Genomic DNA, 24,586 nt, shown 5'->3' on the forward strand with positions numbered 1-24,586 from the left:
GGCGGGGTTGGGGGTTAAGCGGTTATCAGCCGGGGAAGTTTTCCGGGATTTTGGCTTTGGCACGGGCCTCTGCCACGTGCACGCGGTTGCCACGCACCAGGTTCATCAGGCTCTGATCCAGCGTCTGCATGCCAAAGCCGTTGCCGGTCTGGATGGCCGAGTACATCTGCGCCACCTTGTTTTCGCGGATCAGGTTGCGGATCGCCGGCGTGCCCATCATGATCTCGTGCGCGGCCACGCGGCCGTTGCCGTCGGCGGTTTTGAGCAGGGTCTGCGAGATCACGGCCACCAGCGACTCCGACAGCATGGCGCGCACCATCTCTTTTTCTTCGGGCGGGAAGACGTCGATGATGCGGTCGATGGTCTTGGCCGCGCTCGAGGTGTGCAGGGTGCCAAACACCAAGTGTCCGGTTTCGGCGGCGGTCATGGCCAAGCGGATGGTCTCGAGGTCGCGCATCTCGCCCACCAGCACCACGTCGGGGTCTTCGCGCAGGGCCGAGCGCAGCGCCGCCGCAAAGCTCAGCGTCATGGTGCTGACTTCGCGTTGGTTGATCAGGCTTTTTTTGGATTCGTGCACGAACTCGATCGGGTCTTCGATCGTCAGGATGTGGCCGTAGTCGTTTTCGTTGCGGTGGTTGACCATCGCCGCCAGGGTGGTCGATTTGCCGGAACCGGTCGGGCCCGTGACCAGCACCAAGCCGCGCGGCTTGAGCGCGAGGTCGGCAAAAATTTTGGGGCAGTTGAGGTCTTCGAGCGAGAGGATTTTGGATGGAATGGTGCGAAACACCGCCGCCGCGCCGCGCTTTTGGTTGAAGGCGTTGACACGAAAGCGCGCCAAGCCCTCGATTTCGAACGAGAAATCGACCTCGAGGAACTCCTCGTAGTGCTTGCGCTGGGCGTCGTTCATGATGTCATAGACCATGGCGTGCACCTGCTTGTGTTCGAGCGGCTCGACGTTGAGGCGGCGCACGTCGCCGTGCACCCGTATCATCGGCGGCAGGCCAGACGACAGGTGCAAGTCTGAGGCTTTGTTTTTGTGGCTGAAGGCCAGCAGCTGGGTGATGTCCATCGACTCGTCCAAATTTGATATGACCACAACATTATGACAACGATTGACCACCGGCTGCTGCAGGTGCGGGCGCGCATCGCCCGGGCCTGTGCCCAGCACGGCCGCGATCCGGCCGGCGTGGCCTTGCTTGCGGTGAGCAAAACCATGAGCCCGGCGGCGGTGCGGGAGGCGGTGCACGCCGGTCAGCGCGCCTTTGGCGAGAACTACGTGCAAGAAGGGGTGGACAAAATCGCCGCCTTGCGCGCCCTGGGTTGCGCCGATCTGCAGTGGCATTACATTGGCGCGCTGCAAAGCAACAAAACACGTGCCGTGGCCGAGCACTTCGACTGGGTGCACGGCATCGAACGGCTGGCCATCGCCCAGCGCCTGAGCGCGCAGCGCCCGCCCGGGCTTGCGCCGCTGCAGGTGTGCATCCAGGTCAACCTCGACGGCGGGCCCAACAAGGCCGGCGTGCCCGCGCCCGAGACGCTGGCGCTGGCGCAGCAGCTGCTGGAGCTGCCGCGCTTGCGCCTGCGTGGCTTGATGTGCATCCCCGAGCCAGTGCCCGACTTTGCCGCCCAGTGCGCGCTGTTTGGCCAGCTGCGCGCGCTGCTGGCCCAGCTGCAAGCGGCGTGGCCGCCGGGTGCGGCCGCGCTCGACACCCTGTCGATGGGCATGAGCGCCGACCTCGAGGCGGCCGTCGCCAGCGGCAGCACGCTGGTGCGCGTGGGCAGTGCGATCTTTGGCCCGCGCGCTTAAGGGGTTGTGGCAGCGCCCGCCTCGGGCAAGGAGAAGTAGAAGGTGCTGCCTTGGTCGGGGGCGCTGTCGGCCCAGATGCGACCGCCGTGGCGCTCGACGATGCGCCGGCACAGCGCCAGCCCGATGCCCACGCCCTCGAAGTCGCGCGCGCGGTGCAGGCGCTGGAACACGCCAAACAGGCGCTCGGCGCGCTGGGTGTCGAAGCCGACGCCGTTGTCTTGCACCCAGAACACCAGCTCGGGCGCGCCCTCGGGGCTGGTCTGCGGGCGCCAGCCGACGCGGATTTCCACCCGCGGGCGCGGTCGGCTGTATTTGAGCGCGTTGGCCAGCAGGTTGTCCCACACCTGGCTGAGCAGCCGTGGGTCGCCTTGCACCTGCGGCAGCTCGGGCGGCAGCTGCCAGCACAGGCTGTCGCTGGGGCGTTGCAAGGCGGGGTCGTGCAGCACGCGGTTGCGGCTGGAGTGCAGCAGGTCGGTCATCGACAGCTCGCGCCGTTGCAGCGCCGAGCGGCCCAAGCGCGAAAAGGCCAGCAGACCGTCGATGAGCTGGCCCATGTGTTCGGCCGCCGAACCGATGGTGGCCAGGTGCCGCTGCACCTCGGGCCCCAGTTCGGGCCCCAGGTCTTCGCGCAGCAGCTCGAGGTAGCTGCTGATGTGGCGCAACGGTGCGCGCAGATCGTGCGACACCGAGGCGCTGAAGGCTTCGAGGTCGTGGTTGATTTCTTGCAACTGGCGCGTGCGCTCTTGCACCCGGGCTTCGAGCGCGCTGTTGAGCTGCTCGAGCAGCTCGAGCAGGCGCTTGGTCTCGGTCTGGTCGCGCATCAGGCAGGCGTAGCCCTGCAGCTCGCCCGCCTCCGGGTCGTGCAAGGCGGTGAGCACGGTCTGGGCCCAGAACAGGCTGCCGTCGGCGCGCTGCTGCCAGCCCGGGGTTTCGCTCTGGCCCAGCAGGGTGGCGCGCTCGATGCCCAGCGTCATCGGGTCGGCGGCGTCGTCGGCTTGCGGACCGGGCTCGGTGTGGGGCTCGGCACCGGGCTGCGTGCCGGGCTGGGTAGCGCTGGCCTGCGGCTGGCGCACCGGGGCAAAGCAGGCCACGCTCTGGCCCAGCATCTGCGGCGCGCTCCAGCCCAGCAGGCGCTCGGCGCTGGGCGTCCAGTCGCTGACGCGGCCGTCGGCGTCGAGGAAAAAAATGGCCGCGTCGCGCAAGGCCTCGGCCAGCAGCGGCCAATGCTCGGCCCGGGTCTGGGTGCGGTTCAGAAGCGCTCCAGTTCGGGAAAGGCCAGCCGGCCGCCGCGCACCAGCATCTTGCCGTATTCGGCGCAGCGGTGCAGCGTCGGGATCACCTTGCCCGGGTTGAGCAGGCCCTTGGGGTCAAAGGCGCGCTTGACGCCAAACATCTGTTCGCACTCATCCGGGCTGAACTGCACGCACATGCTGTTGAGCTTTTCCACCCCTACGCCGTGCTCGCCGGTGATGGTGCCGCCCATGGCGACGCTGGTCTCGAGGATGTCGGCGCCAAAGAGCTCGCAGCGCCGCAACTGGTCCGGGTCGCTGGCGTCGAACAGAATCAGGGGGTGCAGGTTGCCGTCGCCGGCATGAAAGACGTTGGCGCAGCGCAGGCCGTATTTGGTCTCCATGGCCTGGATGGCGAGCAGGATGTCGGCCAAGCGCTTGCGCGGGATGGTGCTGTCCATGCACATGTAGTCGGGGCTGATGCGGCCGCTGGCGGGAAAAGCGTTTTTGCGCCCGCTCCAAAAGCGCAGGCGCTCGGCTTCGTTCTGGCTCACGCTGATGGCGCTGGCGCCGCTGGCGCGCAGCACCGCGCTCATGCGCCCGATTTCTTCTTCCACCTCTTCGGGCGTGCCGTCGCTCTCGCACAGCAAAATGGCTGCCGCCGACAGGTCGTAGCCGGCGTGGACGTAGTCTTCCACGGCGGCGGTCATGGGCTGGTCCATCATCTCGAGCCCGGCCGGGATGATGCCGGCGGCGATCACCGCCGCCACTGCGTCGCCGGCTTGGCGCACGTCGGCAAAGCTGGCCATGATGCAGCGCGCCAGTTGCGGTTTGGGTGTCAGGCGCACCGTGACTTCGGTCACCAGCGCCAACATGCCCTCGCTGCCCACCAGCAGCGCCAGCAAATCCAGCCCCGGGCTGTCGAGCGCCGTGCCGCCGAAGCGCACCGGCTCGCCGGCCATGGTGTAGCCATCGACTTGCAGCACGTTGTGCAGCGTCAGGCCGTACTTGAGGCAGTGCACGCCACCCGAGTTTTCGGCCACGTTGCCGCCGATGGTGCAGGCGATCTGACTGCTCGGGTCGGGTGCATAGTACAGGCCATGCGCCGCCGCCGCTTCGCTGATGGCCAAGTTGCGCACCCCGGCTTGCACCACGGCGGTTTGCGCCAGCGGGTCGATGCGCAAAATGCGGTTGAACTTGGCCAGGCCCAAAGTCACGCCCAGGGTGTGCGGCATGGCCCCGCCCGATAGCCCCGTGCCAGCGCCGCGCGCCACCACCGGCACGTCCAGCAGGTGGCAGGTGCGCAGCACGGCCTGCACCTGGTCGTAGTTTTCGGGCAGCGCCACGCACAGCGGCCGCTCGCGGTAGGCGGTCAGGCCATCGCACTCGTAGGGCGTGGTGTCTTCGGGGGTGTAGAGCAGCGCGTGCGCCGGCAGCACGGCGGCCAGCGCGCGCACCACCTCGGCTTGGCGCTGGGCGCGCACGCCGGGGCCGGGTCGATTAGGGGTGAGGGTGGCGGTTGCCATGGCGGGCCTCTGGGGTTGGTTGCATGTTCCCTGCTCCTGACTGCTTTTTTGGGATTCTATCTGTCTGGGTGAGGTGTGGCTTGGGTTGGCCAAAGCGGACGAAATTGCGCTATAATTTGAGGCTTGATGGGTGATTAGCTCAGCGGTAGAGCACTGCCTTCACACGGCAGGGGTCACATGTTCGATCCATGTATCACCCACCACCAAGCCCTTGCTGCGCAAGGGGCGGCCAAGCCGATTCAGCGCTGGTGCCGGTGCCTTCTTCACATCCCAAATCCTGCTTCGCTTTTGGCGCAGCTGTGCCCGCGCCGCCCGCCTTGCCGGGGCTGCGCGCCGATCGAATCGGATCGGCTTTAATCCAAAGCTTTCTTGAGCCACTCGGCAAAAGCCGCACATTCCCAGCGGTCCATGGTGCCGGTGCGCCAACACAGGTAGTGCGCGTGCGGGCTGGGCACCGGGGCGCGAAAGGCGTCGGCTTCCCCTAAGCGCACCAGCGCGCCGGTCTCGAGCCAGGGTGCGCCTAGGCGCAGCCGCACCAGCGCCACGCCCATGCCGGCGGCGGCGCCGTCGCACATCAGGCCGATGTCGTTGAACTGCGAGCCGTCGCTGGGTTCGGGCCAGTCCAGGTGCTGGGCCGCAAACCAGGTGCGCCAGGGCTCGAGCGGGCTGCGCAGCAGCGGCACGCCTTCGAGGTCGGCGGCGCAATCGAAGGGGCCGTGCGCGCGCACGAACGCCGGTGAGGCCAAGGGCAGCACCGCGTCTTTGACCAGGCAGATGTGCTCCACGTCGGCGTAGCGCCCGGTGCCGAAGCGGATGGTGAGGTCGGCGTCTTCGGCCACCACGTCGAGCAGCGGGATGCTGATCTGTAGCGTTAGGTCGATCTCGGGGTAGGCTTGGGCAAACTGCTGCAACCGCGGTATCACCAGCGAGCGCGCAAAGGTGGGCGTGACCGCCAGCCGCAGCTTGCGCCGCCCCGGGCTGGGCTGGTGGCTGGGAAAGCGCTGCAGGGCCAGCAGGCCCTCGCGCACGTGCGCCAAGTATTCGCTGCCCTCGGTGGTGAGCGAAAAATCGGCGCGGCCAAAGAGCTTGACGCCCAAAATCTGCTCGAGTTGCTTGACGCGGTGGCTGACCGCGCTGGGGGTGACGCACAGCTCTTCGGCCGCCTGCGTGACGCTGCGCAGCCGCGCCAGCGCCTCGAAGGTGAGCAGGCACTGGATGGGGGGGATGCGGGCGGGCATGGGTCGGATTTTGTGGGTGCGATTTCGGCCGTTGGGCGCAGTTGCCTCTAGGCCCCTCAGCGAAAGACCACGGTCTTGTGGCCGTTGAGCAGCACCCGGTGCTCGCAGTGCCACTTGACGGCGCGCGCCAGCACCGCGCATTCGGTGTCGCGCCCCTGCGCGGCCAAATCGTCCACCGTGAAGCTGTGGTCCACCCGCGCCACGTCTTGCTCGATGATCGGGCCTTCGTCGAGCGCCGCCGTGACGTAGTGCGCCGTGGCGCCGATGAGCTTGACGCCGCGCTCGTGCGCCTGTTGGTAGGGCTTGGCGCCCTTGAAGCTGGGCAAAAAACTGTGGTGGATGTTGATCGCGCGCCCGGCCAGCTGCTCGCACATCGGGTCGGACAAAATCTGCATGTAGCGCGCCAGCACCACCAGTTCGGCCTGTTCTTGTTCGATGAGCTCGAGCTGGCGCGCCTCGACCTCGGCCTTGAGCCCCGGGCGCAGCGGCAGGTGGTGAAAGGGGATGTTGTAGCTGGCCGCGAGCTGGTAAAAATCGCGGTGGTTGCTCACAATGGCGCGGATGTCGAGCCGCAGCAGGCCGCTTTTCCAGCGAAACAGCAAATCGTTGAGGCAGTGGCCCTGCTGACTGACCAGCAGCACGGTGCGCATGGGGGCGTTCAGCGGATGCAGGCCCCATTGCATCTGGTGGGACTCGGCAAACGCACGCACCTGCAGTTGCAGGGCATCGGCGGGACTGGTGTCGCACACAAACTGTACCCGCATGAAAAACAGCCCGGTGTCGTGGTCGTTGTACTGGGCGGCCTCTTCGATGTTGCCGCCCTGCTCGAGCAAGAAGCCCGACACGGCGTGCACAATGCCGGGTTTGTCCTTGCAGGACAAGGTCAAAACGTAAGTCGAATTCATGATCCCCCGATTGTCGCAGGTCGGGGGGAGCCTTCAGCCGTCCTGGTTGATGCGGCTGATGAGCGCCTGCAGCACCGCATCGGCACGGTCGTTGCTGACCTGGCAGGTACCCGCTGCCTGGTGTCCACCGCCGCCGTAGGCGAGCATCAGTTCGCCCACATTGGTTCGGGACGAGCGATTGAGGATGGACTTGCCTGTAGCGAACACGGTATTCTGCTTTTGCAGGCCCCACATCACATGGATGGAGATGTTGGCTTGTGGGAACAGCGCGTAGATCATGAAGCGGTTGACCGCCCAGATCGTTTCCTCGGTGCGCAGGTCCAGCACCACCAGATTGCCGTGCACGGTGGCGCAGCGCCGGATCTGCTCCTTGCCCTTGGCTTCGTGTTCGCGGAACAGCTCCACCCGCTCCTGCACGTCGGGCAGGGCCAGGATCTGCTCGATCGTGTGGTCGCGGCAGTACTGGATCAGGTCCATCATCAGCTGGTAGTTGCTGATGCGGAAGTTCCGGAAGCGGCCCAGCCCGGTGCGTGAGTCCATCAGGTAGTTCAGCAGCACCCAGCCGGTGGGGTTGAGCACCTCATCTTCGGAGAACTGGGCGGAATCGGCCTTGTCCACCGCGTCCATCATCTCGTCGGAGACGCGCGGAAAAGCGGCCTTGCCCCCATAGTGCCGGTACACCACCCGAGCGGCCGAAGGGGCAGATGCGTCGATGACGTGATTGGGCCGGTCGCCAGTGTTGCGCAGTGTTTCCGAATCGTGATGGTCAAAAGCCAGGTGCGCGCCGGGCACATAGGGCAGGTTCGTGGTGATGTCGCGGGATGTGATCGCCACCTTGCCGTCCTGCATGTCTTTGGGGTGAACGAACAGGATGTCGTCGATATCAGGTCAAGTTCGTTCAGCAAGACAGCACACACGAGGCCGTCGAAGTCGCTGCGGGTCACCAGGCGATAGCGTTGTCCAGACATGGAAATACCTCGTGCACGGTTGGAAGGAAGGATCGGCTTCATTATGACGCCGAAACCGCTGGACTCAAGCCGCCGTTTCCAGGGCGCGCACCAGCGTGTGGAGCAAGCGATTCGCTGGCACCGGCAGGCCATGCAACGCGGCGCGGCGCAGGACATAGCCATTGATGTGGTCGATCTCGCTGGGATGGCCGCGCATCATGTCGCGCGCGGTGGACGACAGCTGCGTCGGCATGGTTCGGGCAATGTTTTCGATGGCGGCCCAGGTGTCGCCAGGCAGGGTGATGCCGTCTGCAGCGGCGACAGCCAGGCATTCGCGCTGGATGTCGCGCATGACGTCCCACATGCCATCGAAGGTCACCAGGCGGGCATAGGGCTGCCGTGTCACCGCCGACAGGGCGTTGTAGGCGCAGTTGATCACCAGTTTGGCCCACAACTCCCCTTCCACATTGTCGCTGGTGGTGACGGTCACGCCGGCCTGGGCACAGGTGGCGATGAGGGCCTGGTCGCCGTCATAAGGGCGGATCACCAGCTCGCCCCGGCCGTGGTGTTGCACATGCCCTGGTCCGGCCATCCCGCAAGCCACATAGACGACCGCCGGGATGACGGCACGGCCCAGCACGTCGGCCAGACGGGGTGCGTTGTCCACTCCGTTCTGCAGGCTCATCACCACCGCCCCGGGCTTCAGGTGGGGCCGAATCTGGGCGCCGGCCGTTTCGGTGTCGGTGGACTTGACGCAGAACAGCACGACATCGGCGTCCTTCACCCCGATAGGATCGGTTGTCGCCGACACCGGGACGTACTCATCAAAAGTGGTGGCCTGCAGCCGCAGCCCGTGAGCCCGAAAGGCCGCCACGTGTGATTCGCGCCCAATCAGCGTGACCGGATGACCGGCACGCGCCAGCATACCGCCGAAATAACAGCCGACCGCGCCGGCCCCCATGATGGCAAAGTGCATGATTGGTCTCCTGAGGACTGGCCTCTTCCATACCCTGCGCATGCTACAGGAACCCGCTTGAGCGCTACACTGAACCCATCATGGTTTCCCCTTCGTCCTCCTCAGTTGTCCCACCTTCGTCGGTCATCGTGCTGGGCGCCGGCATGATCGGTACCTGCACGGCGCTGCACTTGCAGCAGCGCGGTTGTCAGGTGACATTGATCGACCGTCGCGAGCCCGGCCGCGAAACCTCGTATGGGAATGCCGGGCTGATCCAGCGCGAATCGGTCGAGCCTTATCCCTTCCCGCGCCAGTGGCGCAAGCTCTGGCAGGTGCTGTGGCAATCCGGGGCCGATGTGCACTACCACCTCAAGGCCCTGCCGTCACTGATCGGGCCGCTGTGGGGCTATTACCGGCATTCAGGGCCGGCGCTGTATCCGCAAGTGGTGCAAGCCTACAGCCGCCTGATTGCCCATTGTGTGACCGAGCATCAGGCGCTGATGCAGGGGGTGGACACACAGAACCTGGTGTCGCCGACGGGCTATCTGGACGGCTTTCGCACCCCGGCGGCCTGGGCGGCCGCGGTGAAAGACGCCCAGCGACTGACGGAAGCGTTTGGCATCCGTCACCAGGTGCTCGACAGTGCCGGTATGGCGCAGGCCGAACCGGCCTTGCATGCCCGGCTTGCTGGAGGCTTGCTCTGGCAGGACCCATGGGCGGTGAGCGATCCTGGGGCGCTGGTGCGTCGCTACGCCGAGGCTTTCGCGCAGCGTGGTGGCACCTTGGTGGAAGCCGATATCCAGCAGTTGCACGCCAAAGGTGCCGGCTGGCAAGTGGAGACCTCGCAAGGTCAGTTTGAGGCCTCGGCCGTCGTGCTGGCGCTGGGCCCCTGGGCAGCCCGCTGGACGCAGACGCTTGGCTACCGCATGCCTTTGTTTGTGAAGCGCGGGTACCACCAGCACTACGCCGCCGGCGGGCGATTGAACCGCCCCTTGCTGGATGCCGAGTCGGGCTACGTGCTGGCGCCGATGCAACGCGGCATGCGACTGACGACCGGCGCTGAATTCGCACCGGTGGACGCGGCCCCCACGCCTGTGCAGGTGACCAAGGCTGAAAGGCTGGCCAGGCAATGGCTGGACTTGCGTGATCCGCTGGATGATCCACCCTGGCTGGGTGCGCGCCCCTGCACGGCCGACATGCTGCCTGTGATGGGGCCTGCGCCCCGGCATCCGGGCCTCTGGTTCAACTTCGGGCATGCCCATCAGGGCTTCACCCTGGGGCCGGTGGCCGGTCGTTTGCTGGCCGAACTGATCACCGGTGAAACCCCCTTCATCGACCCCACGCCTTACTGCGCCAGCCGTTTCTGAGCCGATAATCGCGCCACTGGGGTGCAAGGGTACCTTCGATACAGGAAAGGGCGGTATGACAGGGTTGGTGGATGTGGTGGTGATGGCGGCGGGCAAAGGCACACGCATGAAGAGTGCCTTGCCCAAGGTGTTGCACAAACTGGGGGGCCGGGCGCTGGCCGCTCACGTGCTCGATTGCGCGGCTGCGCTGGGTGCTCGCCGGGCCGTGGTGATCATCGGCCACGGTGCCGACCAGGTGGAGCCCGCGCTGGCTGCCCACGCCGAGGGCCTGCTGCCCCTGCAGTTTGTGCGACAGGAGCCCCAGCTGGGCACCGGCCATGCCGTCCAGCAGGCCATGCCCGTGCTCGACGACGATGGGGTCACCCTGGTGCTGTCGGGCGACGTGCCGCTGACCCGACCGGACACCCTTCAAGCCTTGCTGTCCGTGTGCGGGGGTAAACATCTGGCCTTGCTGACGCTGGATCTGCCCGATCCCACGGGCTATGGCCGCATCCTGCGCGACGACGGTGGCCAGGTGCGCGCGATCGTCGAGCACAAGGATGCCAGCGAGGCCCAGCGCGCCATACGCGAAATTTACAGCGGCATCATGGCTGTGCCGACGCGCCTGTTGCGCCGCTGGCTGTCCCAACTGGACAACCGCAACGCCCAGGGCGAGTACTACCTCACCGATGTGGTGAAGTTTGCCGTGGCCGATCGCGTGCCTGTCCATGCCCATCGCATTCAGGATGCTTTGCAGGTGGCGGGTGTGAACAGTCCGGCCCAGCTGGCCGAGCTCGAGCGAGGGTACCAGCGTCGTGTGGCGGACGCACTCATGGCCCAGGGTGTGCGGCTGGCCGATCCCGCCCGTCTCGATGTACGCGGTCGCCTGATCTGCGGCCAGGATGTCGAGATCGACGTGAACTGCCTCTTCGAAGGCGAGGTGGTGTTGGGTGATGGTGTGCGCATTGGCGCGAACTGTGTCATCGCCCATGCTCGGATGGCGGCTGGTGCCGTGATTCATCCCTTCACGCACATCGATGGAGGGACTTCCGGGGTGTCGGTGGGGCCGGGTGCGCTGGTCGGGCCCTTTGCGCGCTTGCGCCCGGGCACCGAGCTCGGGCCCGAGGTGCACATCGGCAATTTTGTCGAAGTGAAAAACAGCCAGCTGGCCGCCGGGGCCAAAGCCAACCACTTGGCTTATTTGGGCGACGCCACGGTGGGCGAGCGCGTGAACTACGGCGCCGGCTGCATCACCGCCAATTACGACGGTGCCACCAAGCACCGCAGCGTGATCGAGGCCGACGTGCACGTGGGCAGCAACAGCGTGCTGGTGGCGCCGCTCACGCTGGGGGCGGGCGGCACCGTGGGGGCGGGATCGACCCTGACCAAAAACACGCCACCGGGCGCGCTCACCGTGGCGCGCAGCAAGCAGATCAGCCTAGCCAACTGGCAGCGGCCCAAGAAGGGCAAGGGCTGAGGCAGCGCTAGGCGCGCCCCCTGGGTGGCGCTGGCGCAAGCGGTGGCTACCAGCCCCAGAGCAGCTCGCTGGCCACCCAGGCGTTGCCGCGGCCGTCGGGGCGCTGCACCTGCACCCAGTCGCCTTGGCGGCGCACGGTGCGCAAAATGTCGCCATAGACGGCGGTGTGCACCACGCGGTGCTGGGTGCCGGGGCCGGCGCGCAGGTTGGCGCGCGGGCTGCGCACGATGTGGTGCGGGGTGTCGCCCACCACGCTGCGCGCCACCCAGCCTTGGTCGCCTTCGAAGTCTTGCACGCGCAGCCAGTCGCCACGGCGCTCGAGCACCTGCAGCGGGTAGCCTCGAGCAAGGCGCCAGAGCACCTCAGCATCGGTGCTGGGGGCGGCGCGCATGTTGATGGTCGGGTTGCGCGCGCTCACCAAGTCTTGCGCCCAAACCGGGGCCAGCGCGGCCAGCCCCAAGGCGGCGGCAAGAAACAGAAGGCGGATGTGGGCCAGCCAGGACATGCGTGAAACTCCTCGAGACACAGGGGGGGCGGGTCGGGCGGTGAAGCCGGGCGGTGCGCGCTGTTTTTGCCGTTAGCATCGTGACCTCTGAATTCTATTCTCAAGAAGGCTATTTCCTATGTGCGGCATCGTGGCAGCGGTTTCGGGTAGCAATGCGCTACCGATCTTGGTTCAGGGTTTGCAGCGGCTCGAGTACCGCGGCTACGACTCGTGCGGTGTGGCCGTGCACACCAGCGCTGGCCTGGTGCGCAGCCGCAGCACCGCGCGCGTGGCCGAGCTGCGCGCCCAAGTGCAGGCCGACGGGCTGGTGGCGGGCACCGGCATCGCCCACACCCGCTGGGCCACCCACGGCGCCCCGGCCGAGCACAACGCCCACCCCCACTTCAGCCACGGCCCAGGCTCGCTGGCCGCTGTGGCGCAGCAGCCGGCGCGGGTGGCGCTGGTGCACAACGGCATCATCGAAAACCACGAAGAGCTGCGCGCCGAGCTGCAAGCCCAAGGCTACGCCTTTGCCAGCCAGACCGACACCGAGGTGATCGTGCACCTGATCGATGCGCTCTACCAGGGCGACTTGCTGGCGGCGGTGCGCGCAGCGGTGGCGCGGCTGCACGGCGCCTACGCGATTGCGGTGCTGCACCAGGCCGAGCCCGAGCGCGTGGTGGGTGCACGCGCCGGCTCGCCGCTGGTGTTGGGTGTGGGTGCGGCCGATGCGCCCGGGGCCGCGCACTACCTGGCCAGCGACGCCATGGCGCTGGCCGGCGTGACCGACCAGATCGTCTATCTGTCCGAGGGCGACGTGGTCGATCTGCGCCTAGGCAGTTATCAGATTTTTGCTGGCAGCGGCCAGTTGCTCGGTGCCGCCGAGCGCCCGCTGCGCACGGTGCAGGCGCACACCGGCGCGGCCGAGCTCGGGCCCTACAGCCACTACATGCACAAAGAGATTTTTGAGCAGCCGCGCGCGCTCGCCGACACGCTCGAGGGCGTGGAATCGATCGGCCCCGAGCTGTTCGACGGCTTGGGCGAGCAACCGGCCAAAGCGGCGGCGGTGTTCGCGCAGATCGACCGCGTGCTCATTTTGGCCTGCGGCACCAGCTACTACAGCGGCTGCGTGGCGCGCTACTGGTTGGAAGACATGGCCGGTGTGCCGACCACGGTCGAAGTGGCGAGCGAATACCGCTACCGCACCAGCGTGCCCGACCCGCGCACGCTGGTGGTGGCCATCAGCCAGAGCGGCGAAACCGCCGACACCCTGGCGGCGCTGCGCCACGCCCAAAGCCTAGGGATGCGGCACACGCTGGCCGTGTGCAACGTGGCCACCAGCGCGCTGGTGCGCGAAACCGCGCTCAGCTACCTGACGCGCGCCGGGGTCGAGATCGGCGTGGCCAGCACCAAGGCCTTCAGCACCCAGTTGGCTGGGCTATTTTTGCTCACGCTGGCCTTGGCCCAAGTGCGCGGGCGGCTCGACGCGCAGCAGCAGGCGCAGCAGCTCAAGGCCATGCGGCATCTGCCGCTGGCGCTGCAAGCCGTGCTGGCGCTCGAGCCACAGCTCATCCATTGGGCCGAGGCCTTTGCCCAGCACGAGCACGCGCTGTTTCTGGGCCGCGGCATGCACTACCCGATCGCGCTCGAGGGCGCGCTCAAGCTCAAAGAGATCAGCTACATCCACGCCGAGGCCTACCCGGCCGGCGAGCTCAAGCACGGCCCGCTGGCGCTGGTGACCAAGGAAATGCCGGTGGTGGTGGTGGCACCGAATGACGCGCTGCTGGAAAAGCTCAAGAGCAACATGCAAGAGGTGCGCGCCCGCGGCGGCGTGCTCTACGTGCTGGCCGACGCCGACAGCCACATCCGCAGCGCCGACGGTCTGCACGCGATCCGTCTGCCCGAGCACTACGGCCACTTGAGCCCGATTTTGCACGTGGTGCCGCTGCAACTGCTGGCCTACCACTGCGCGTTGGCGCGCGGCACCGACGTGGACAAACCGCGCAACCTGGCCAAAAGCGTGACGGTGGAGTGAGGGGGCTTGGGTAAGTGCGTACGGGATCAGTCGCTGCGCAACTGGCGCTGGGTGGTGCTGGGGCGCTGGCGACAATCCAGCACGCGCCAGACTTGGATCTCCTCGCCCTCGAGGCGGTAGTAAATGGCGTACGGAAAGCGGCGCGACAACGCGCGGTAGCAGCCCAAGACCTTGGCGTGCACGCCGGCGTAAAGCAGCAAGGATTCGATGTCGGAGTACAGGGAATCGAGAAAATAGTCGCCCAAGCCGGCTTGCTGGCGTTCGTAAAAGCGCCGTCCAGCGTCCAAGTCATCGAGCGCCAAGGACAGCAGGCGGATGGTCATGCCCGGCTGCGCGCACTCAAGATTTGTTTGGCGGCTTGCCAGTCGATGAACTCGGCTCGGCCCGCGCGCAGCGCAGTTTCAGCCTCCTGCAAGGCCTGCGCATGCCAATCCGGGGCGGCCTCGCTGTCGGGGGCGTCTAGGGTTTGGGACAGCGACTCCCACAGCGCCTCCATCAAACGCAGTTTTTGGGCCACCGGCATGGAGTCGATTTCGATAGCGTTCATGGAAGCAACCTCTGGTGCGGTGGTGTGGTTTCGTGGCGCCATGGTAGCAAAAACCCGTGCTGTTTGGGTTTTTGGGTGCGGGCCAAAAGCGTGACGGTGGAGCAGATCACCGCCTCCGTGAAACAAAACGCCGCCTTGGTCGAAGAAAGCGCCGCCGCCGCCGAGAGTCTGCACGGCCAAGCGCTGCGCCTGAGCGAGGCGCTGGCGGTGTACCGAGCCGCTTCAGAGCAGGCTTCAAGCGCCCGGGCAGGGCAGCCGCATCGCACCCAGTCCAAAGCCAAGGCACCCCTGCGGCTGGCGGCCAAGGCGGCCTAAGCCACGGCACCAGACGCAGTGCGACGCAGCGCGGGCTCTGGGCAGCGCAGGCTTTGGGCGGGCTGGGCGGGCTGGGTGGACGGGGGCTAAAATGCATGTTTGGTGCGCTCGCACGGCGTGCGCGCACCCAGCCCGGCCCGGTCGGCCGCTTTATTGAACCGCTTGCGCCGCCGGACGCGAGACCAGCTTTTTGCCATGCCTCTTCAATTCCTGACCCAGCTCTTTGGCAACCGCAACGAGCGCCTGCTCAAAACCCACCGCAAGACGGTGGCCCGCATCAACGCCCTCGAGACCGAGTTCGAGCGCCTGAGCGATGCCCAAGTGCAAGCCAAGACGGCCGAATTCAAACAGCGGCTGGCGCAGGGCGAGACGCTGGATGCGCTGCTGCCCGAGGCCTTTGCCACCGTGCGCGAGGCCAGCAAGCGCGTGCTCAAAATGCGCCACTTCGACGTGCAGCTGATAGGCGGCATGGCGCTGCACAGCGGAAAGATCGCCGAAATGCGCACCGGTGAGGGTAAAACCCTGACCTCGACGCTGGCGGTCTATCTCAACGCCTTGGCCGGCCAAGGCGTGCACGTGGTCACGGTCAACGACTACCTGGCTGGGCGCGACGCCGAGTGGATGGGCCGCATCTACAACTGGCTTGGGCTCTCGGTCGGGGTCAACCGCTCGCAGACCACGCGCGAGCAAAAGCAGGCCGCCTACGCCGCCGACATCACCTACGGCACCAACAACGAATACGGCTTTGACTACCTGCGCGACAACATGGTCTATGAGGCCCGCGACCGGGTGCAGCGCGGGCTGTATTACGCCATCGTCGATGAGGTCGATTCGATTCTGATCGACGAGGCGCGCACGCCGCTGATCATCAGCGGCCAGGCCGAAGACCACACCGACGAATACATCGCCATCAACAAGCTGGTGCCGCACCTCGAGCGCCAAGAGGGCGAAGAAGACATGCGCACCGGCGAGGGCGTGATCAAGCCGGGTGATTTTTTGGTCGATGAAAAGGCGCAGACCGTCAACCTGACCGAGAGCGGGCACGAAAAAGCCGAGGCGCTGCTGGCCCAAGCCGGCCTGCTGCCCGAGGGCGCTTCGCTCTACGACCCGGCCAACATCGCGCTCATGCACCACCTGGTGACGGCGCTCAAGGCGCAGCACCTGTACCACCGCGACCAGCAGTACGTGGTGCAAAACGGCGAGATCATCATCGTCGATGAATTCACCGGCCGCCTGATGGTCGGGCGGCGCTGGAGCGAGGGCCTGCACCAAGCGGTGGAGGCCAAAGAGGGCGTGCGCATCCAGCCCGAGAACCAGACCCTGGCCTCGATCACCTTTCAAAACTACTTCAGGCTCTACGCCAAGCTCTCGGGCATGACCGGCACCGCCGACACCGAAGCCTTCGAGTTCCAAGAAATCTACGGTCTGGAAACCGTGGTGGTGCCGCCCAACCGGCCCAGCCAGCGCAAAGACGAGCTCGATCGCGTGTACAAAACCACGCCCGAAAAATACGTCGCCGCCATCGCCGACATCCGCGAGTGCCACGAGCGCGGCCAGCCGGTGCTGGTGGGCACCTCGTCGATCGAAAACTCCGAGATCATCGCCGATCTGCTCAAAAAAGCCCAGCTGCCATTTGAGGTGCTCAACGCCAAACAGCACGAGCGCGAGGCCGACATCATCGCCCAAGCCGGCCGGCCCGGCGCCATCACCATCGCCACCAACATGGCCGGGCGCGGCACCGACATCGTGCTCGGCGGCAACCTAGAAAAAATGTGCGCCGCCATCGAGGCCGACCCGGCGCTCGACGAAGCGGCGCGGGCGAGCAAGATCGCCGCTGCGCGCGCCCAATGGCAGCTCGACCACGAGCGCGTGGTGGCGCTGGGGGGCTTGCGCATCATCGCCACCGAGCGCCACGAGAGCCGGCGCATCGACAACCAGCTGCGCGGCCGCGCCGGGCGCCAGGGCGACCCGGGTTCGAGCCGCTTCTACCTCAGCCTCGACGACTCGCTGATGCGCATCTTTGCCGGCGACAAGGTGCGCGCCATCATGGAGCGCTTCAATATGCCCGAGGGCGAGGCGATCGAGCACCGCATGGTGACGCGCTCGATCGAGAACGCGCAGCGCAAGGTCGAGGCGCGCAACTTTGACATCCGCAAGCAGCTGCTCGAGTACGACGACGTGGCCAACGACCAGCGCCGCGTGGTCTATCAGCAGCGCAACGAGTTCATCGACACGCAAGAGGTGGGGCCACAGATCCGCAACCTGCGTAGCGGCGCGCTCGAGCACGTGGTGCGCCAGTTTGTGCCGGCCCAGAGCGTGGAAGAGCAGTGGGACTTGCCGGGCCTAGAAAAAACCTTGGCCGACGAATGGGGCTTGCACTTGCCGCTGGTGCAAGAGGTGCACGCGGCCAGCGAGATGGACGACGCCGATGTGGTGGAGAAGGTGCTGCAAGCCGCGCACGCCCACTACGAGGCCAAGGTGCAGCTGGCCAGCCCGGGCAGCTTTGCCGCCTTCGAGCGCGTGGTGCTGCTGCAAAACCTCGACAGCCACTGGCGCGACCATTTAAGCGCCCTTGACTACCTGCGCAAAGGCATCCACCTGCGCGGCTACGCGCAAAAGCAGCCCAAGCAGGAGTACAAGCGCGAGGCGTTCCAGTTGTTCTCGCTGATGCTCGACCAAGTGCGCGGCGAGGTCACGCGCATCCTCATGAACGTGAAGGTGCAGACGCCCGAGCAGGTGAGTGCCGCCGCGCAGGAGCTCGAAGCCGCCGCCGAGCGCTTCAGCAACGTCACCTACACCGCCCCGAGCGAAACCGGCGAGGCCGAAACCGTGGCCGACCGTGGCCTGCTCGGTGGTCGCGCCACCCCGGCCGGCGCACTGCCGCGCGTGGGCCGCAACGACCCCTGCCCCTGCGGCAGCGGCAAAAAATACAAGCATTGCCACGGCAAGCTGGCCTGAGAGGTCTTAGTGGCCTAAGTGGCTAGAGCTTAAGCGGCCCAAAGGCCCAAAGGAGTAAAACCATGCCCGTCAACTGGAGCGCCCCTGCCGTCGAGAGCCTGCTGCCCGTGCCCGGGGTGCGCATCGGCGTGACCGAAGCCTGGGTGCGCAAGCCCAACCGCAAAGACCTGACCGTGCTGCTGCTCGACCCCGGCAGCGCCGTGGCTGGGGTGTTCACGCGCAACCGCTACTGCGCCGCACCGGTGCAGGTGTGCCGCGAGCACCTCGAGGCCGGCGCGGCGGTGCGCGCGCTGCTCATCAACACCGGCTGCGCCAACGCCGGCACTGGTGAGCCGGGCCTTGCGCACGCGCGCCAGAGTTGCGCCGCCCTGGCCGCGCTGCTGGGCCTAGCACCCGAGCAGGTGCTGCCCTTTTCCACCGGCGTGATCATGGAGCCGCTGCCGATCGAGCGCATCGTCGCTGGCCTGCCGGCAGCGCTGGCCGACGCCCAGCCCACGCACTGGCTGCGCGCCGCCGAAGGCATCATGACCACCGACACCGTGGCCAAGGCCGCCAGCCGCCAGCTGCAGCTCGGTGGCCAACGCGTGACCTTGAGCGGCATGTCCAAGGGCGCCGGCATGATCCGGCCCAATATGGCGACCATGCTCGGCTTCGTTGCCACCGACGCCTGCATCGCACCCGCGCTGCTGCCCGAGCTGGCACGGCGCTTGGCCGACGCCTCGTTCAACCGCATCACCATCGACGGCGACACCTCGACCAACGATTCTTTCATCCTGATCGCCACCGGGCAGGCCGGGCACGCCCCCATCACCGACCTAGCCAGCCCAGACGGCGTGGCCTTGCAGGCGGCCCTGACCGAGCTGGCGCAGACGCTGGCGCACGCCATCGTGCGCGATGGCGAGGGCGCGACCAAGTTCATCACCGTGCGCGTCGAAGGCGGGCGCCACGCCGATGAATGCCTGCAGGTGGCCTACGCCATCGCGCATTCGCCGCTGGTCAAAACCGCGTTTTACGCCAGCGACCCGAATCTGGGCCGCATCCTCGCGGCGGTGGGCTACGCCGGCATCGCCGACCTAGACCAAAACCGGATCGAGCTGCACCTCGACGACGTGCACGTGGTCACGCGCGGCGGCCGCCACCCCGGCTACACCGAAGCCGAGGGCGCGCGCGTCATGCGCCAGAGCGAGATCACCATCCGCGTCGGCCTGGGCCGGGGCGCGGCCACCGAGACCGTCTGGACCTGCGACTTCAGCCTCGACTACGTGCGCATCAACGCCGATTACCGCTCATGATCCGCTCCCGATCCGCTTTTGATGCCCGCCCAGCCCTGAATAAAGCCCCAGATCAAAGCCCCCATGAACGAAGCTTTTGAACGCGTGCTGCTGCGCGCCGAAGCGCTGTTGGCGCGCCTCGAGGCCGTGCTGCCGCAGCCGCTGGCCGCCCCTGACTGGGGCGCCGCCGTGGCTTGGCGCTACCGCAAACGCGGCGGCCACGGCCTGCTCGAGCCGGTGCGCCACATCGGGGCCATGGCGCTGTCCGATTTGCAGGAAATCGAGCCGCAAAAAGAGCGTCTGGTGCGCAACACCGCGCACTTCGTGCAGGGGCTGCCGGCCAACAACGTGCTGCTCACCGGCGCGCGCGGCACCGGCAAAAGCTCGCTCATCCGCGCCTGCCTAAACGCCTTTGCGGCCCAAGGCCTGCGCCTGATCGAAGTCGATAAAGCCGACCTGGGCGATTTGCCCGACTTGGTGGCGCTGGTGGCCGAACGCAGCGAGCGCTTCCTGATTTTTTGCGACGACCTGAGCTTCGAGGACGGCGAGAGCGGCTACAAGGCGCTCAAGTCGATCTTGGACGGATCGGTGGCCGCCAGCAGCCCCAACGTGCTGATCTACGCCACCAGCAACCGGCGCCACCTGCTGCCCGAGTACCTGCGCGACAACCTGAGCCACCGCCGCGACGAGGACGGCGAACTGCACCCTGGCGAAGCGGTGGAGGAAAAAATCTCGCTGTCCGAGCGTTTCGGGCTGTGGATCAGCTTTTACCCTTTCGGTCAAGACGAGTATCTGAGCGTGGTGCACCAGTGGCTGGGGCACTTTGGCGTGCCCGAGGCAGCGATCGAGGCCGCACGATCGCAAGCGCTGGTCTGGGCGCTCGAGCGCGGCGCGCGCAACGGCCGCGTGGCCTACCAGTTTGCGCGCGATTACGCCGGCAACCACCCGAGCAGCGCTGTGGCCGGGTCGGCGCTGGCCTAGCCTTACCCTCCAGCCAGCCCCACGAGCCCGCCTTTGGCCCCATACATGAGCCTGCCGCCGCTGTTGCCAGAGTTGACCTTGCCGCCGGCGCTGGTGGTGGACGCCGAGCGGCCGCGCGCCCCGGGGCACGGGCAGCGCCTGATTGAAGTCGCGGTGGGCGTGCTGATCGACGCCCAAGGGCGGGTTTTGCTCACCACGCGCCCGCCGGGCAAAGCCTACGCCGGCTGCTGGGAGTTCCCCGGCGGCAAGATCGAAGCCGGCGAGAGCCTTGAGGCGGCGCTGCGGCGCGAGCTGCAGGAAGAAATCGGGCTGCAGATCGGCGCCGTGCAGCCTTGGCGCAGCCTCGTGGTGGACTACCCGCACGCCTTGGTGCGCCTGCAGGTGTGCCTGGTGCGCGACTGGAGCGGCACCCTGCACATGCACGAAGGCCAAAGCTGCGCTTGGCAGAGCCTGCCGGTGCAGGTGGCACCGCTGTTGCCGGGTTCGGTGCCGCTGTTGCAGGGGTTGCAGCAGTTGCAGGGCTTGCTGCTGCAGCCTCCCTTGGCCCCTTAACCTTAAGTTAAGCGCAGAGCGTGAACTCCAGCTCGGCCTCGCTCTCGCTGGCCAGGTGCAGCTTGCCGTCGACGCCGCGCTGCAGCAGGCGCACAGCAAACAGCATCCGGTTGCCGCTGATCTCGGGCACCAGGCTCAGCTCTGGGGCGATCCACAGCCGCAGCATCTGGTAGCTTTTGCCTTGGGCCAGGTTTTGCTGGAACTGGCCGTGGCTGGCCCAGACCTTTTGCGCTTGGGCCGAGTTGCGCAGCACGTTCATCAGCAGCTGCACCGGTTCGAGCAACGGTTCTAGGGTCTGCGCCCACGGCTGCAGATCTTGCTGGCGCAGCTCGGGGCTGCGCTGTTGCCAGTCGTGGTAGGCGGGCAAGTCGAACTCGAAGCTGCCGCCGGGAATGGCCAAGCGGCTGCGCACCGCTGTCAGCCATTCGTTTTCGGCCAGCGACTGCCCCACCTTGCCGCATTCCTGCAAGGCGGCGTAGCAGCCTTCTAGGCGGGCGATGAACTGCTCCAGCGCGGCCTCGGAAATGGCCGGGTTGCCACGGTAGCCCAGGTACTGCTGCTTGAGGCGCTCGAGGTCTTTGAGGATTTCGGATTTCAAATCGGAGCGCGCCCCGATTTCGAGCAGCTCGAACAAGGTGTGCAGCGCAAAGTGGTGATCGAGGGCGCTGGGGCGCAGCAGCAACTGGCCCAAGCGCTCGGCCAAGCGCTCGAGCCGCAGGTAGGTGCGGATGCGTTCGTTGAACGGGTACTCGTAGAGGATCACCGCTCGATCATAGCCCGAAAAGCTGGCGCTGCCGGGCATAAGCCGCCGCCACTTGCGCTTGCAACTGGGGCAGGGTGGTGGTGGCGTCGTTGTCGAGCACCGTGTCGGCCAGCGCCAGCCGCTGCGCGCGGCTGGCTTGGGCGTCGAGCACGGCTTGTATTTGCGCCCGCGGCCAGCCGTTGCGCGCGCGCACGCGCTCAATCTGCGTTTGCGCGCTGCAGTCCACCACCCACACCGCATCGACTTGCTGCAGCCAATGCGCCGATTCGGCCAGCAACGGGATGTCGAGCACCACGCAGTCGCTGTGGCCTTGCAGCTGTGCGCAGGCCTGCTCGATCGCGGCGCGCACGAGCGGGTGCACGATCGCCTCCAGCCGCTGGCGCGCCGCGGGCTGGGCAAAAACCAGCGCCCGCATCTGCTCGCGGTCCAGCGCCCCGTCGGGCCCGATGTATTGCGGGCCAAAGGCGGCGCGGATGGGCTCGATGGCGGTGCCACCGGGGGCGGTGCAGGCGCGCGCCAGAGCGTCGGCGTCGAGCACCGGCGCGCCCAGCGCCTGCAGCATCGCCGCCACCGTGCTCTTGCCGCTGCCGATGCCGCCGGTCAGACCGATGCGCCAAGGGGGCTGGGGGTGGGCGCGCATGGTGGGCGGTGCGGTTTAAAGCCCGATCCAGCCCAGCAGCGTGGCCGGCCCCAGCGCCAGCGCCAGCAGGCCGCCAAAAGCCAGGAACGGCCCAAAGGGCACGTAGCCGCCCTCGCGCAAGCCGCTGCTGTACTTCATGGCGATGCCCACGACCGCGCCCAGCACCGAGGCCAGCAGCAGCACCGGCAGCAGCGCCTGCCAGCCCAGCCAGGCCCCGAGCGCGGCCAAGAGCTTGAAGTCGCCATAGCCCATGCCCTCTTTGCCGGTGAGCAGCTTGAAGGCCCAGTAGATCGACCACAGCGTCACGTAGCCCACCACCGCACCCCACAGGGCGGTGCCGAGGTCGATGGTGTTCCAGCCCAGCGCGGCCACGATCAGCCCGGCCCAAACCAGCGGCAGCGTGATGTCGTCTGGCAGCAAGGTGGTGTCCCAGTCGATGAAGGCCAGCGCCAGCACGGCAGCGACGAAACCCATCCAGGCCAGAGTGGCCAAGCCCGGGCCGTGCAGGTGCATGACCCAGGCAAAGCCGATGCCGGTGAGCAACTCCACCAGCGGGTAGCGCAGCCCGATGGGGGCCGCGCAGGCGCTACAGCGGCCGCGCAGCAGGGCGTAGCTGAGCAGCGGGATGTTGTGGTACCAAGCGATGCCGGCCCCGCAGGCTGGGCAACGCGAGCGCGGTGTGATCAGGTTCAGGGCTTCAGCGGGTGCGTGGTTTGGGGCGCTGTGCGCTGAGTGTGCCGCGTGGGTGCTGTGGTGAGCGGCGGCCCCAGCCCCAGCCCCAGCCCCAGCCCCAGCCCCAGCCCCAGCCCCAGCCCCAGCCCCAGCAGGGCTGGGATGCAGCTCGGCGCACTCGGCGGCCCAGCGCCGCTCGAGCATGATGGGCAGCCGGTGGATGACGACGTTGAGGAAACTGCCCACCAGCAGCCCAAGCAGGCCGGCAAACAGCAGTCCGATCCAGCCGGTGAGGAGTTCCAGTGGCATGGTTTGTGTGGCGTAGTCGCAGTGCGGGAAGTGTAAACGGGGCCGGGGGGGTGGCGCTCGCGCTCGCGCTGGCGCTGGCGTTGGAGTTGGGGTTGGGGTTGGGGTTGGGGTTGGGGTTGGGGTTGGGGCTTGCGGCTTGCGGCTTGCGGCTTGCGGTTAAAGTGGCGACGATGAAGCCGCCCAGCCCACACCCCGCAGCCGCACGGTCGCCTGAGCTTGTCTCGGCGCACATACCTACACCCGTACCCGCAACCGAACTTACACCTGCCTCAGCCTCAGCCTCAGTCCCATCGCAGGCCGCCCCCATCGCCCCCGCCGACCTGCTGCGCCAGCTCTTTGCCGCGGCCGTGGCCTCTGCCCAGCCGGCGCGGTGCCTGCCACCGCATCTGCCGCGCGCGGCCGACATCGGCGCTGGCCGTCTGTGGGTGGTGGGCGCCGGCAAGGCCGCGGCGGCCATGGCGCGCGCCGTCGAAGACCATTGGGACGGCGACCCACAGGCGCTCGGCGGCCTGGTGGTGACGCGCTACGGCCACGAGGTGCCGTGCGCGCGCATCGAAATCGTCGCCGCCGCGCACCCGGTGCCCGACGCCGCTGGCTGGCGCGCCGCCGAGCGCGTGCTCGCCAGCGTGCAGGGCCTGAGCGCGGCCGACACCGTGCTCTGCCTGCTCTCGGGCGGCGGTTCGGCGCTGTGGCCTCTGGCGCTGCCCGGCATGGTGCTGGCCGAGCAGCAGGCGCTGGCGCGGGCCTTGTTGGCCAGCGGCGCCCGCATCGGCGAGATCAACTGCTTGCGCCGCCATTTGTCGGCGCTGCAGGGTGGGCGGCTGGCAGCGGCCTGCTATCCGGCGCGCGTGCTCACGCTGCTGATCTCCGACGTGCCCGGCGACGACCCGGCCGACATCGCCTCTGGCCCCACCGTGGCCGACCCCAGCACCTGCGCCGATGCCTTGGCCATCGCGCAGCGCTACCGGCTGCAGCTGCCCCCAGCCGCGCTGGCGCTGCTGCACAGCGGCCAAGGCGAAACCCTGAAACCGGGCGATGCGCGGCTGGCGCGCAGCGAGCTGCGCTGGCTGGCTACCCCGCAGATGGCGCTCGAAGCCGCTGCCGCCGCCGCGCGCGCCTCCGGCTTTGAGGCGCACATCTTGAGCGACGCGCTGCAAGGCGAGGCGCGCGAAGTGGGTAAGGTGCTGGCGGCGCTGGCGCGCCAGATCGCGCAGCGCCAGCAGCCGTTTGCGCCACCTTGCGTGCTGCTCTCGGGTGGTGAAACCACGGTCACGCTGCGCAGCAGCACCCCCGGCCAAGGCGGGCGCAACGTCGAGTGCCTGCTGGCGTGCGCGCTTGAGCTCGGTGACCAAAGCGCCGCTCAGCCAAGCAGACAACCAAGCGGCCAGCCCGGCATTCATGCGCTCATGGCCGACACCGACGGCATCGATGGCGTCGGTAGCGCTGCCGGGGCCCTGATCGGCCCCGACACGCTGGCACGCGCGCACTCACTAGGGCTGGAGGCGCAACAAATGCTCGACGCCCACGACGCGCACCGCTTTTTTGCCACCTTGGGCGACGCGCTGCACAGTGGCCCCACGCGCACCAACGTGAACGACTTCAGGGCGCTGCTGATCGGCGCGTGCTGAC

Annotated in this window: 22 protein-coding genes, 1 tRNA gene and 1 pseudogene; 11 read left to right on the plus strand and 13 right to left on the minus strand. The window is 67.4% G+C overall.

The window, feature by feature from the left end; translation table 11 throughout:
* Positions 1 to 25: 25 nt before the first annotated feature.
* Positions 26 to 1,069, minus strand: a complete 1,044-nt coding sequence (locus ACVMK0_RS00670; protein WP_045534322.1) for a type IV pilus twitching motility protein PilT — start codon at positions 1,067 to 1,069, stop codon at positions 26 to 28.
* Positions 1,070 to 1,102: 33 nt separating this feature from the next.
* Between ACVMK0_RS00670 and ACVMK0_RS00675 the strand changes: the two genes are divergently transcribed.
* The gene (locus ACVMK0_RS00675; RefSeq protein WP_476463958.1) at positions 1,103 to 1,807 is read left to right on the plus strand and encodes a YggS family pyridoxal phosphate-dependent enzyme; all 705 of its coding nucleotides are present in this window, start codon (positions 1,103 to 1,105) and stop codon (positions 1,805 to 1,807) included.
* Here the strand turns inward: ACVMK0_RS00675 and ACVMK0_RS00680 are convergent.
* Positions 1,804 to 3,009: a PAS domain-containing sensor histidine kinase gene (locus ACVMK0_RS00680; RefSeq protein WP_052468347.1), complete on the minus strand. Its 1,206-nt coding sequence runs from the start codon at positions 3,007 to 3,009 to the stop codon at positions 1,804 to 1,806. The genes ACVMK0_RS00675 and ACVMK0_RS00680 overlap by 4 nt on opposite strands.
* A 47-nt stretch (positions 3,010 to 3,056) precedes the next feature.
* Positions 3,057 to 4,562, minus strand: a complete 1,506-nt coding sequence (locus ACVMK0_RS00685) for an FAD-linked oxidase C-terminal domain-containing protein (RefSeq protein WP_476463959.1) — start codon at positions 4,560 to 4,562, stop codon at positions 3,057 to 3,059.
* A 128-nt stretch (positions 4,563 to 4,690) separates the two neighbouring features.
* Here ACVMK0_RS00685 and ACVMK0_RS00690 point away from each other — a divergent pair.
* Positions 4,691 to 4,765 (plus strand) — tRNA-Val (locus ACVMK0_RS00690).
* A gap of 150 nt (positions 4,766 to 4,915) precedes the next feature.
* Here ACVMK0_RS00690 and ACVMK0_RS00695 read toward each other — a convergent pair.
* The 4 genes and pseudogenes from ACVMK0_RS00695 to ACVMK0_RS00710 form a co-directional block, all read right to left on the minus strand.
* Positions 4,916 to 5,800: a LysR substrate-binding domain-containing protein gene (locus tag ACVMK0_RS00695; protein ID WP_476463960.1), complete on the minus strand. Its 885-nt coding sequence runs from the start codon at positions 5,798 to 5,800 to the stop codon at positions 4,916 to 4,918.
* A gap of 56 nt (positions 5,801 to 5,856) precedes the next feature.
* Positions 5,857 to 6,705 (minus strand): formyltetrahydrofolate deformylase, encoded by an 849-nt coding sequence (gene purU, locus ACVMK0_RS00700; RefSeq protein WP_476463961.1) that lies wholly within the window; start codon positions 6,703 to 6,705, stop codon positions 5,857 to 5,859.
* A 33-nt stretch (positions 6,706 to 6,738) separates the two neighbouring features.
* Positions 6,739 to 7,673 (minus strand): annotated as a pseudogene (locus ACVMK0_RS00705) (exopolyphosphatase).
* Positions 7,674 to 7,737: 64 nt separating this feature from the next.
* Complete coding sequence (locus ACVMK0_RS00710; protein ID WP_476463962.1) at positions 7,738 to 8,628, minus strand: ketopantoate reductase family protein; 891 nt, start codon at positions 8,626 to 8,628, stop codon at positions 7,738 to 7,740.
* Between the two features lie 128 nt (positions 8,629 to 8,756).
* Here ACVMK0_RS00710 and ACVMK0_RS00715 point away from each other — a divergent pair, with 128 nt between their 5' ends.
* Positions 8,757 to 9,974, plus strand: coding sequence for an NAD(P)/FAD-dependent oxidoreductase (locus tag ACVMK0_RS00715; RefSeq protein WP_476463963.1), 1,218 nt, complete (start codon positions 8,757 to 8,759; stop codon positions 9,972 to 9,974).
* Between the two features lie 55 nt (positions 9,975 to 10,029).
* Positions 10,030 to 11,430: a bifunctional UDP-N-acetylglucosamine diphosphorylase/glucosamine-1-phosphate N-acetyltransferase GlmU gene (glmU, locus tag ACVMK0_RS00720; RefSeq protein WP_476463964.1), complete on the plus strand. Its 1,401-nt coding sequence runs from the start codon at positions 10,030 to 10,032 to the stop codon at positions 11,428 to 11,430.
* A gap of 46 nt (positions 11,431 to 11,476) precedes the next feature.
* Here glmU and ACVMK0_RS00725 read toward each other — a convergent pair whose 3' ends face one another.
* Positions 11,477 to 11,935, minus strand: a complete 459-nt coding sequence (locus tag ACVMK0_RS00725; protein WP_045534331.1) for an SH3 domain-containing protein — start codon at positions 11,933 to 11,935, stop codon at positions 11,477 to 11,479.
* Positions 11,936 to 12,053: 118 nt separating this feature from the next.
* Between ACVMK0_RS00725 and glmS the strand changes: the two genes are divergently transcribed.
* On the plus strand, positions 12,054 to 13,949 hold the full coding sequence (gene glmS, locus ACVMK0_RS00730; RefSeq protein WP_045534332.1) for a glutamine--fructose-6-phosphate transaminase (isomerizing): 1,896 nt from the start codon (positions 12,054 to 12,056) through the stop codon (positions 13,947 to 13,949).
* Between the two features lie 26 nt (positions 13,950 to 13,975).
* On the opposite strand, the gene ACVMK0_RS00735 is transcribed toward glmS, so the two are convergent.
* The gene (locus ACVMK0_RS00735; RefSeq protein WP_476463965.1) at positions 13,976 to 14,272 is read right to left on the minus strand and encodes a type II toxin-antitoxin system RelE/ParE family toxin; all 297 of its coding nucleotides are present in this window, start codon (positions 14,270 to 14,272) and stop codon (positions 13,976 to 13,978) included.
* On the minus strand, positions 14,269 to 14,496 hold the full coding sequence (locus ACVMK0_RS00740) for an addiction module protein (protein ID WP_045530301.1): 228 nt from the start codon (positions 14,494 to 14,496) through the stop codon (positions 14,269 to 14,271). The genes ACVMK0_RS00735 and ACVMK0_RS00740 overlap by 4 nt, the downstream gene beginning before the upstream one ends.
* A 117-nt stretch (positions 14,497 to 14,613) precedes the next feature.
* On the opposite strand from ACVMK0_RS00740, the gene ACVMK0_RS00745 reads away from it, so the two are divergent.
* From ACVMK0_RS00745 to ACVMK0_RS00765, 5 genes are all read left to right on the plus strand, one after another.
* Positions 14,614 to 14,811 (plus strand): hypothetical protein, encoded by a 198-nt coding sequence (locus ACVMK0_RS00745; protein ID WP_476463966.1) that lies wholly within the window; start codon positions 14,614 to 14,616, stop codon positions 14,809 to 14,811.
* Between the two features lie 195 nt (positions 14,812 to 15,006).
* Positions 15,007 to 17,769, plus strand: a complete 2,763-nt coding sequence (gene secA / locus ACVMK0_RS00750) for a preprotein translocase subunit SecA (RefSeq protein ID WP_476463967.1) — start codon at positions 15,007 to 15,009, stop codon at positions 17,767 to 17,769.
* Positions 17,770 to 17,831: 62 nt separating this feature from the next.
* Positions 17,832 to 19,061: a bifunctional glutamate N-acetyltransferase/amino-acid acetyltransferase ArgJ gene (gene argJ / locus ACVMK0_RS00755; RefSeq protein WP_045534340.1), complete on the plus strand. Its 1,230-nt coding sequence runs from the start codon at positions 17,832 to 17,834 to the stop codon at positions 19,059 to 19,061.
* A gap of 63 nt (positions 19,062 to 19,124) precedes the next feature.
* Positions 19,125 to 20,021, plus strand: coding sequence for an ATP-binding protein (locus tag ACVMK0_RS00760; protein WP_476463968.1), 897 nt, complete (start codon positions 19,125 to 19,127; stop codon positions 20,019 to 20,021).
* 45 nt (positions 20,022 to 20,066) lie between these two features.
* The gene (locus ACVMK0_RS00765) at positions 20,067 to 20,573 is read left to right on the plus strand and encodes an NUDIX domain-containing protein (protein ID WP_476463969.1); all 507 of its coding nucleotides are present in this window, start codon (positions 20,067 to 20,069) and stop codon (positions 20,571 to 20,573) included.
* 7 nt (positions 20,574 to 20,580) lie between these two features.
* Here ACVMK0_RS00765 and zapD read toward each other — a convergent pair whose 3' ends face one another.
* The 3 genes from zapD to ACVMK0_RS00780 are packed head-to-tail and all read right to left on the minus strand — an operon-like array spanning position 20,581 to position 22,957.
* Entirely contained in the window at positions 20,581 to 21,336 is a 756-nt protein-coding gene (gene zapD, locus ACVMK0_RS00770) for a cell division protein ZapD (RefSeq protein WP_045537295.1), read from the minus strand.
* Positions 21,337 to 21,343: 7 nt separating this feature from the next.
* Positions 21,344 to 21,976 (minus strand): dephospho-CoA kinase, encoded by a 633-nt coding sequence (coaE, locus tag ACVMK0_RS00775; RefSeq protein ID WP_045534347.1) that lies wholly within the window; start codon positions 21,974 to 21,976, stop codon positions 21,344 to 21,346.
* Positions 21,977 to 21,991: 15 nt separating this feature from the next.
* On the minus strand, positions 21,992 to 22,957 hold the full coding sequence (locus ACVMK0_RS00780; protein WP_476463970.1) for a prepilin peptidase: 966 nt from the start codon (positions 22,955 to 22,957) through the stop codon (positions 21,992 to 21,994).
* Between the two features lie 305 nt (positions 22,958 to 23,262).
* Here ACVMK0_RS00780 and ACVMK0_RS00785 point away from each other — a divergent pair, with 305 nt between their 5' ends.
* Positions 23,263 to 24,585, plus strand: coding sequence for a glycerate kinase type-2 family protein (locus tag ACVMK0_RS00785; RefSeq protein WP_476464621.1), 1,323 nt, complete (start codon positions 23,263 to 23,265; stop codon positions 24,583 to 24,585).
* The last annotated feature ends 1 nt before the right edge of the window (position 24,586 follow it).

Source organism: Serpentinimonas sp. SSL01 (assembly GCF_056323735.1).

Coding starts and splice junctions, on each gene's coding strand:
- ACVMK0_RS00670 (WP_045534322.1), bottom strand. CDS start 1,069: ATGGACATCACCCAGCTGCTGGCCTTCAGCCACAAAAACAAAGCCTCA.
- ACVMK0_RS00675 (WP_476463958.1), top strand. CDS start 1,103: ATGACAACGATTGACCACCGGCTGCTGCAGGTGCGGGCGCGCATCGCC.
- ACVMK0_RS00685 (WP_476463959.1), bottom strand. CDS start 4,562: ATGGCAACCGCCACCCTCACCCCTAATCGACCCGGCCCCGGCGTGCGC.
- ACVMK0_RS00695 (WP_476463960.1), bottom strand. CDS start 5,800: ATGCCCGCCCGCATCCCCCCCATCCAGTGCCTGCTCACCTTCGAGGCG.
- purU (WP_476463961.1), bottom strand. CDS start 6,705: ATGAATTCGACTTACGTTTTGACCTTGTCCTGCAAGGACAAACCCGGC.
- ACVMK0_RS00710 (WP_476463962.1), bottom strand. CDS start 8,628: ATGCACTTTGCCATCATGGGGGCCGGCGCGGTCGGCTGTTATTTCGGC.
- glmU (WP_476463964.1), top strand. CDS start 10,030: ATGACAGGGTTGGTGGATGTGGTGGTGATGGCGGCGGGCAAAGGCACA.
- ACVMK0_RS00725 (WP_045534331.1), bottom strand. CDS start 11,935: ATGTCCTGGCTGGCCCACATCCGCCTTCTGTTTCTTGCCGCCGCCTTG.
- glmS (WP_045534332.1), top strand. CDS start 12,054: ATGTGCGGCATCGTGGCAGCGGTTTCGGGTAGCAATGCGCTACCGATC.
- ACVMK0_RS00735 (WP_476463965.1), bottom strand. CDS start 14,272: ATGACCATCCGCCTGCTGTCCTTGGCGCTCGATGACTTGGACGCTGGA.
- ACVMK0_RS00740 (WP_045530301.1), bottom strand. CDS start 14,496: ATGAACGCTATCGAAATCGACTCCATGCCGGTGGCCCAAAAACTGCGT.
- secA (WP_476463967.1), top strand. CDS start 15,007: ATGCCTCTTCAATTCCTGACCCAGCTCTTTGGCAACCGCAACGAGCGC.
- argJ (WP_045534340.1), top strand. CDS start 17,832: ATGCCCGTCAACTGGAGCGCCCCTGCCGTCGAGAGCCTGCTGCCCGTG.
- ACVMK0_RS00760 (WP_476463968.1), top strand. CDS start 19,125: ATGAACGAAGCTTTTGAACGCGTGCTGCTGCGCGCCGAAGCGCTGTTG.
- ACVMK0_RS00765 (WP_476463969.1), top strand. CDS start 20,067: ATGAGCCTGCCGCCGCTGTTGCCAGAGTTGACCTTGCCGCCGGCGCTG.
- coaE (WP_045534347.1), bottom strand. CDS start 21,976: ATGCGCGCCCACCCCCAGCCCCCTTGGCGCATCGGTCTGACCGGCGGC.
- ACVMK0_RS00780 (WP_476463970.1), bottom strand. CDS start 22,957: ATGCCACTGGAACTCCTCACCGGCTGGATCGGACTGCTGTTTGCCGGC.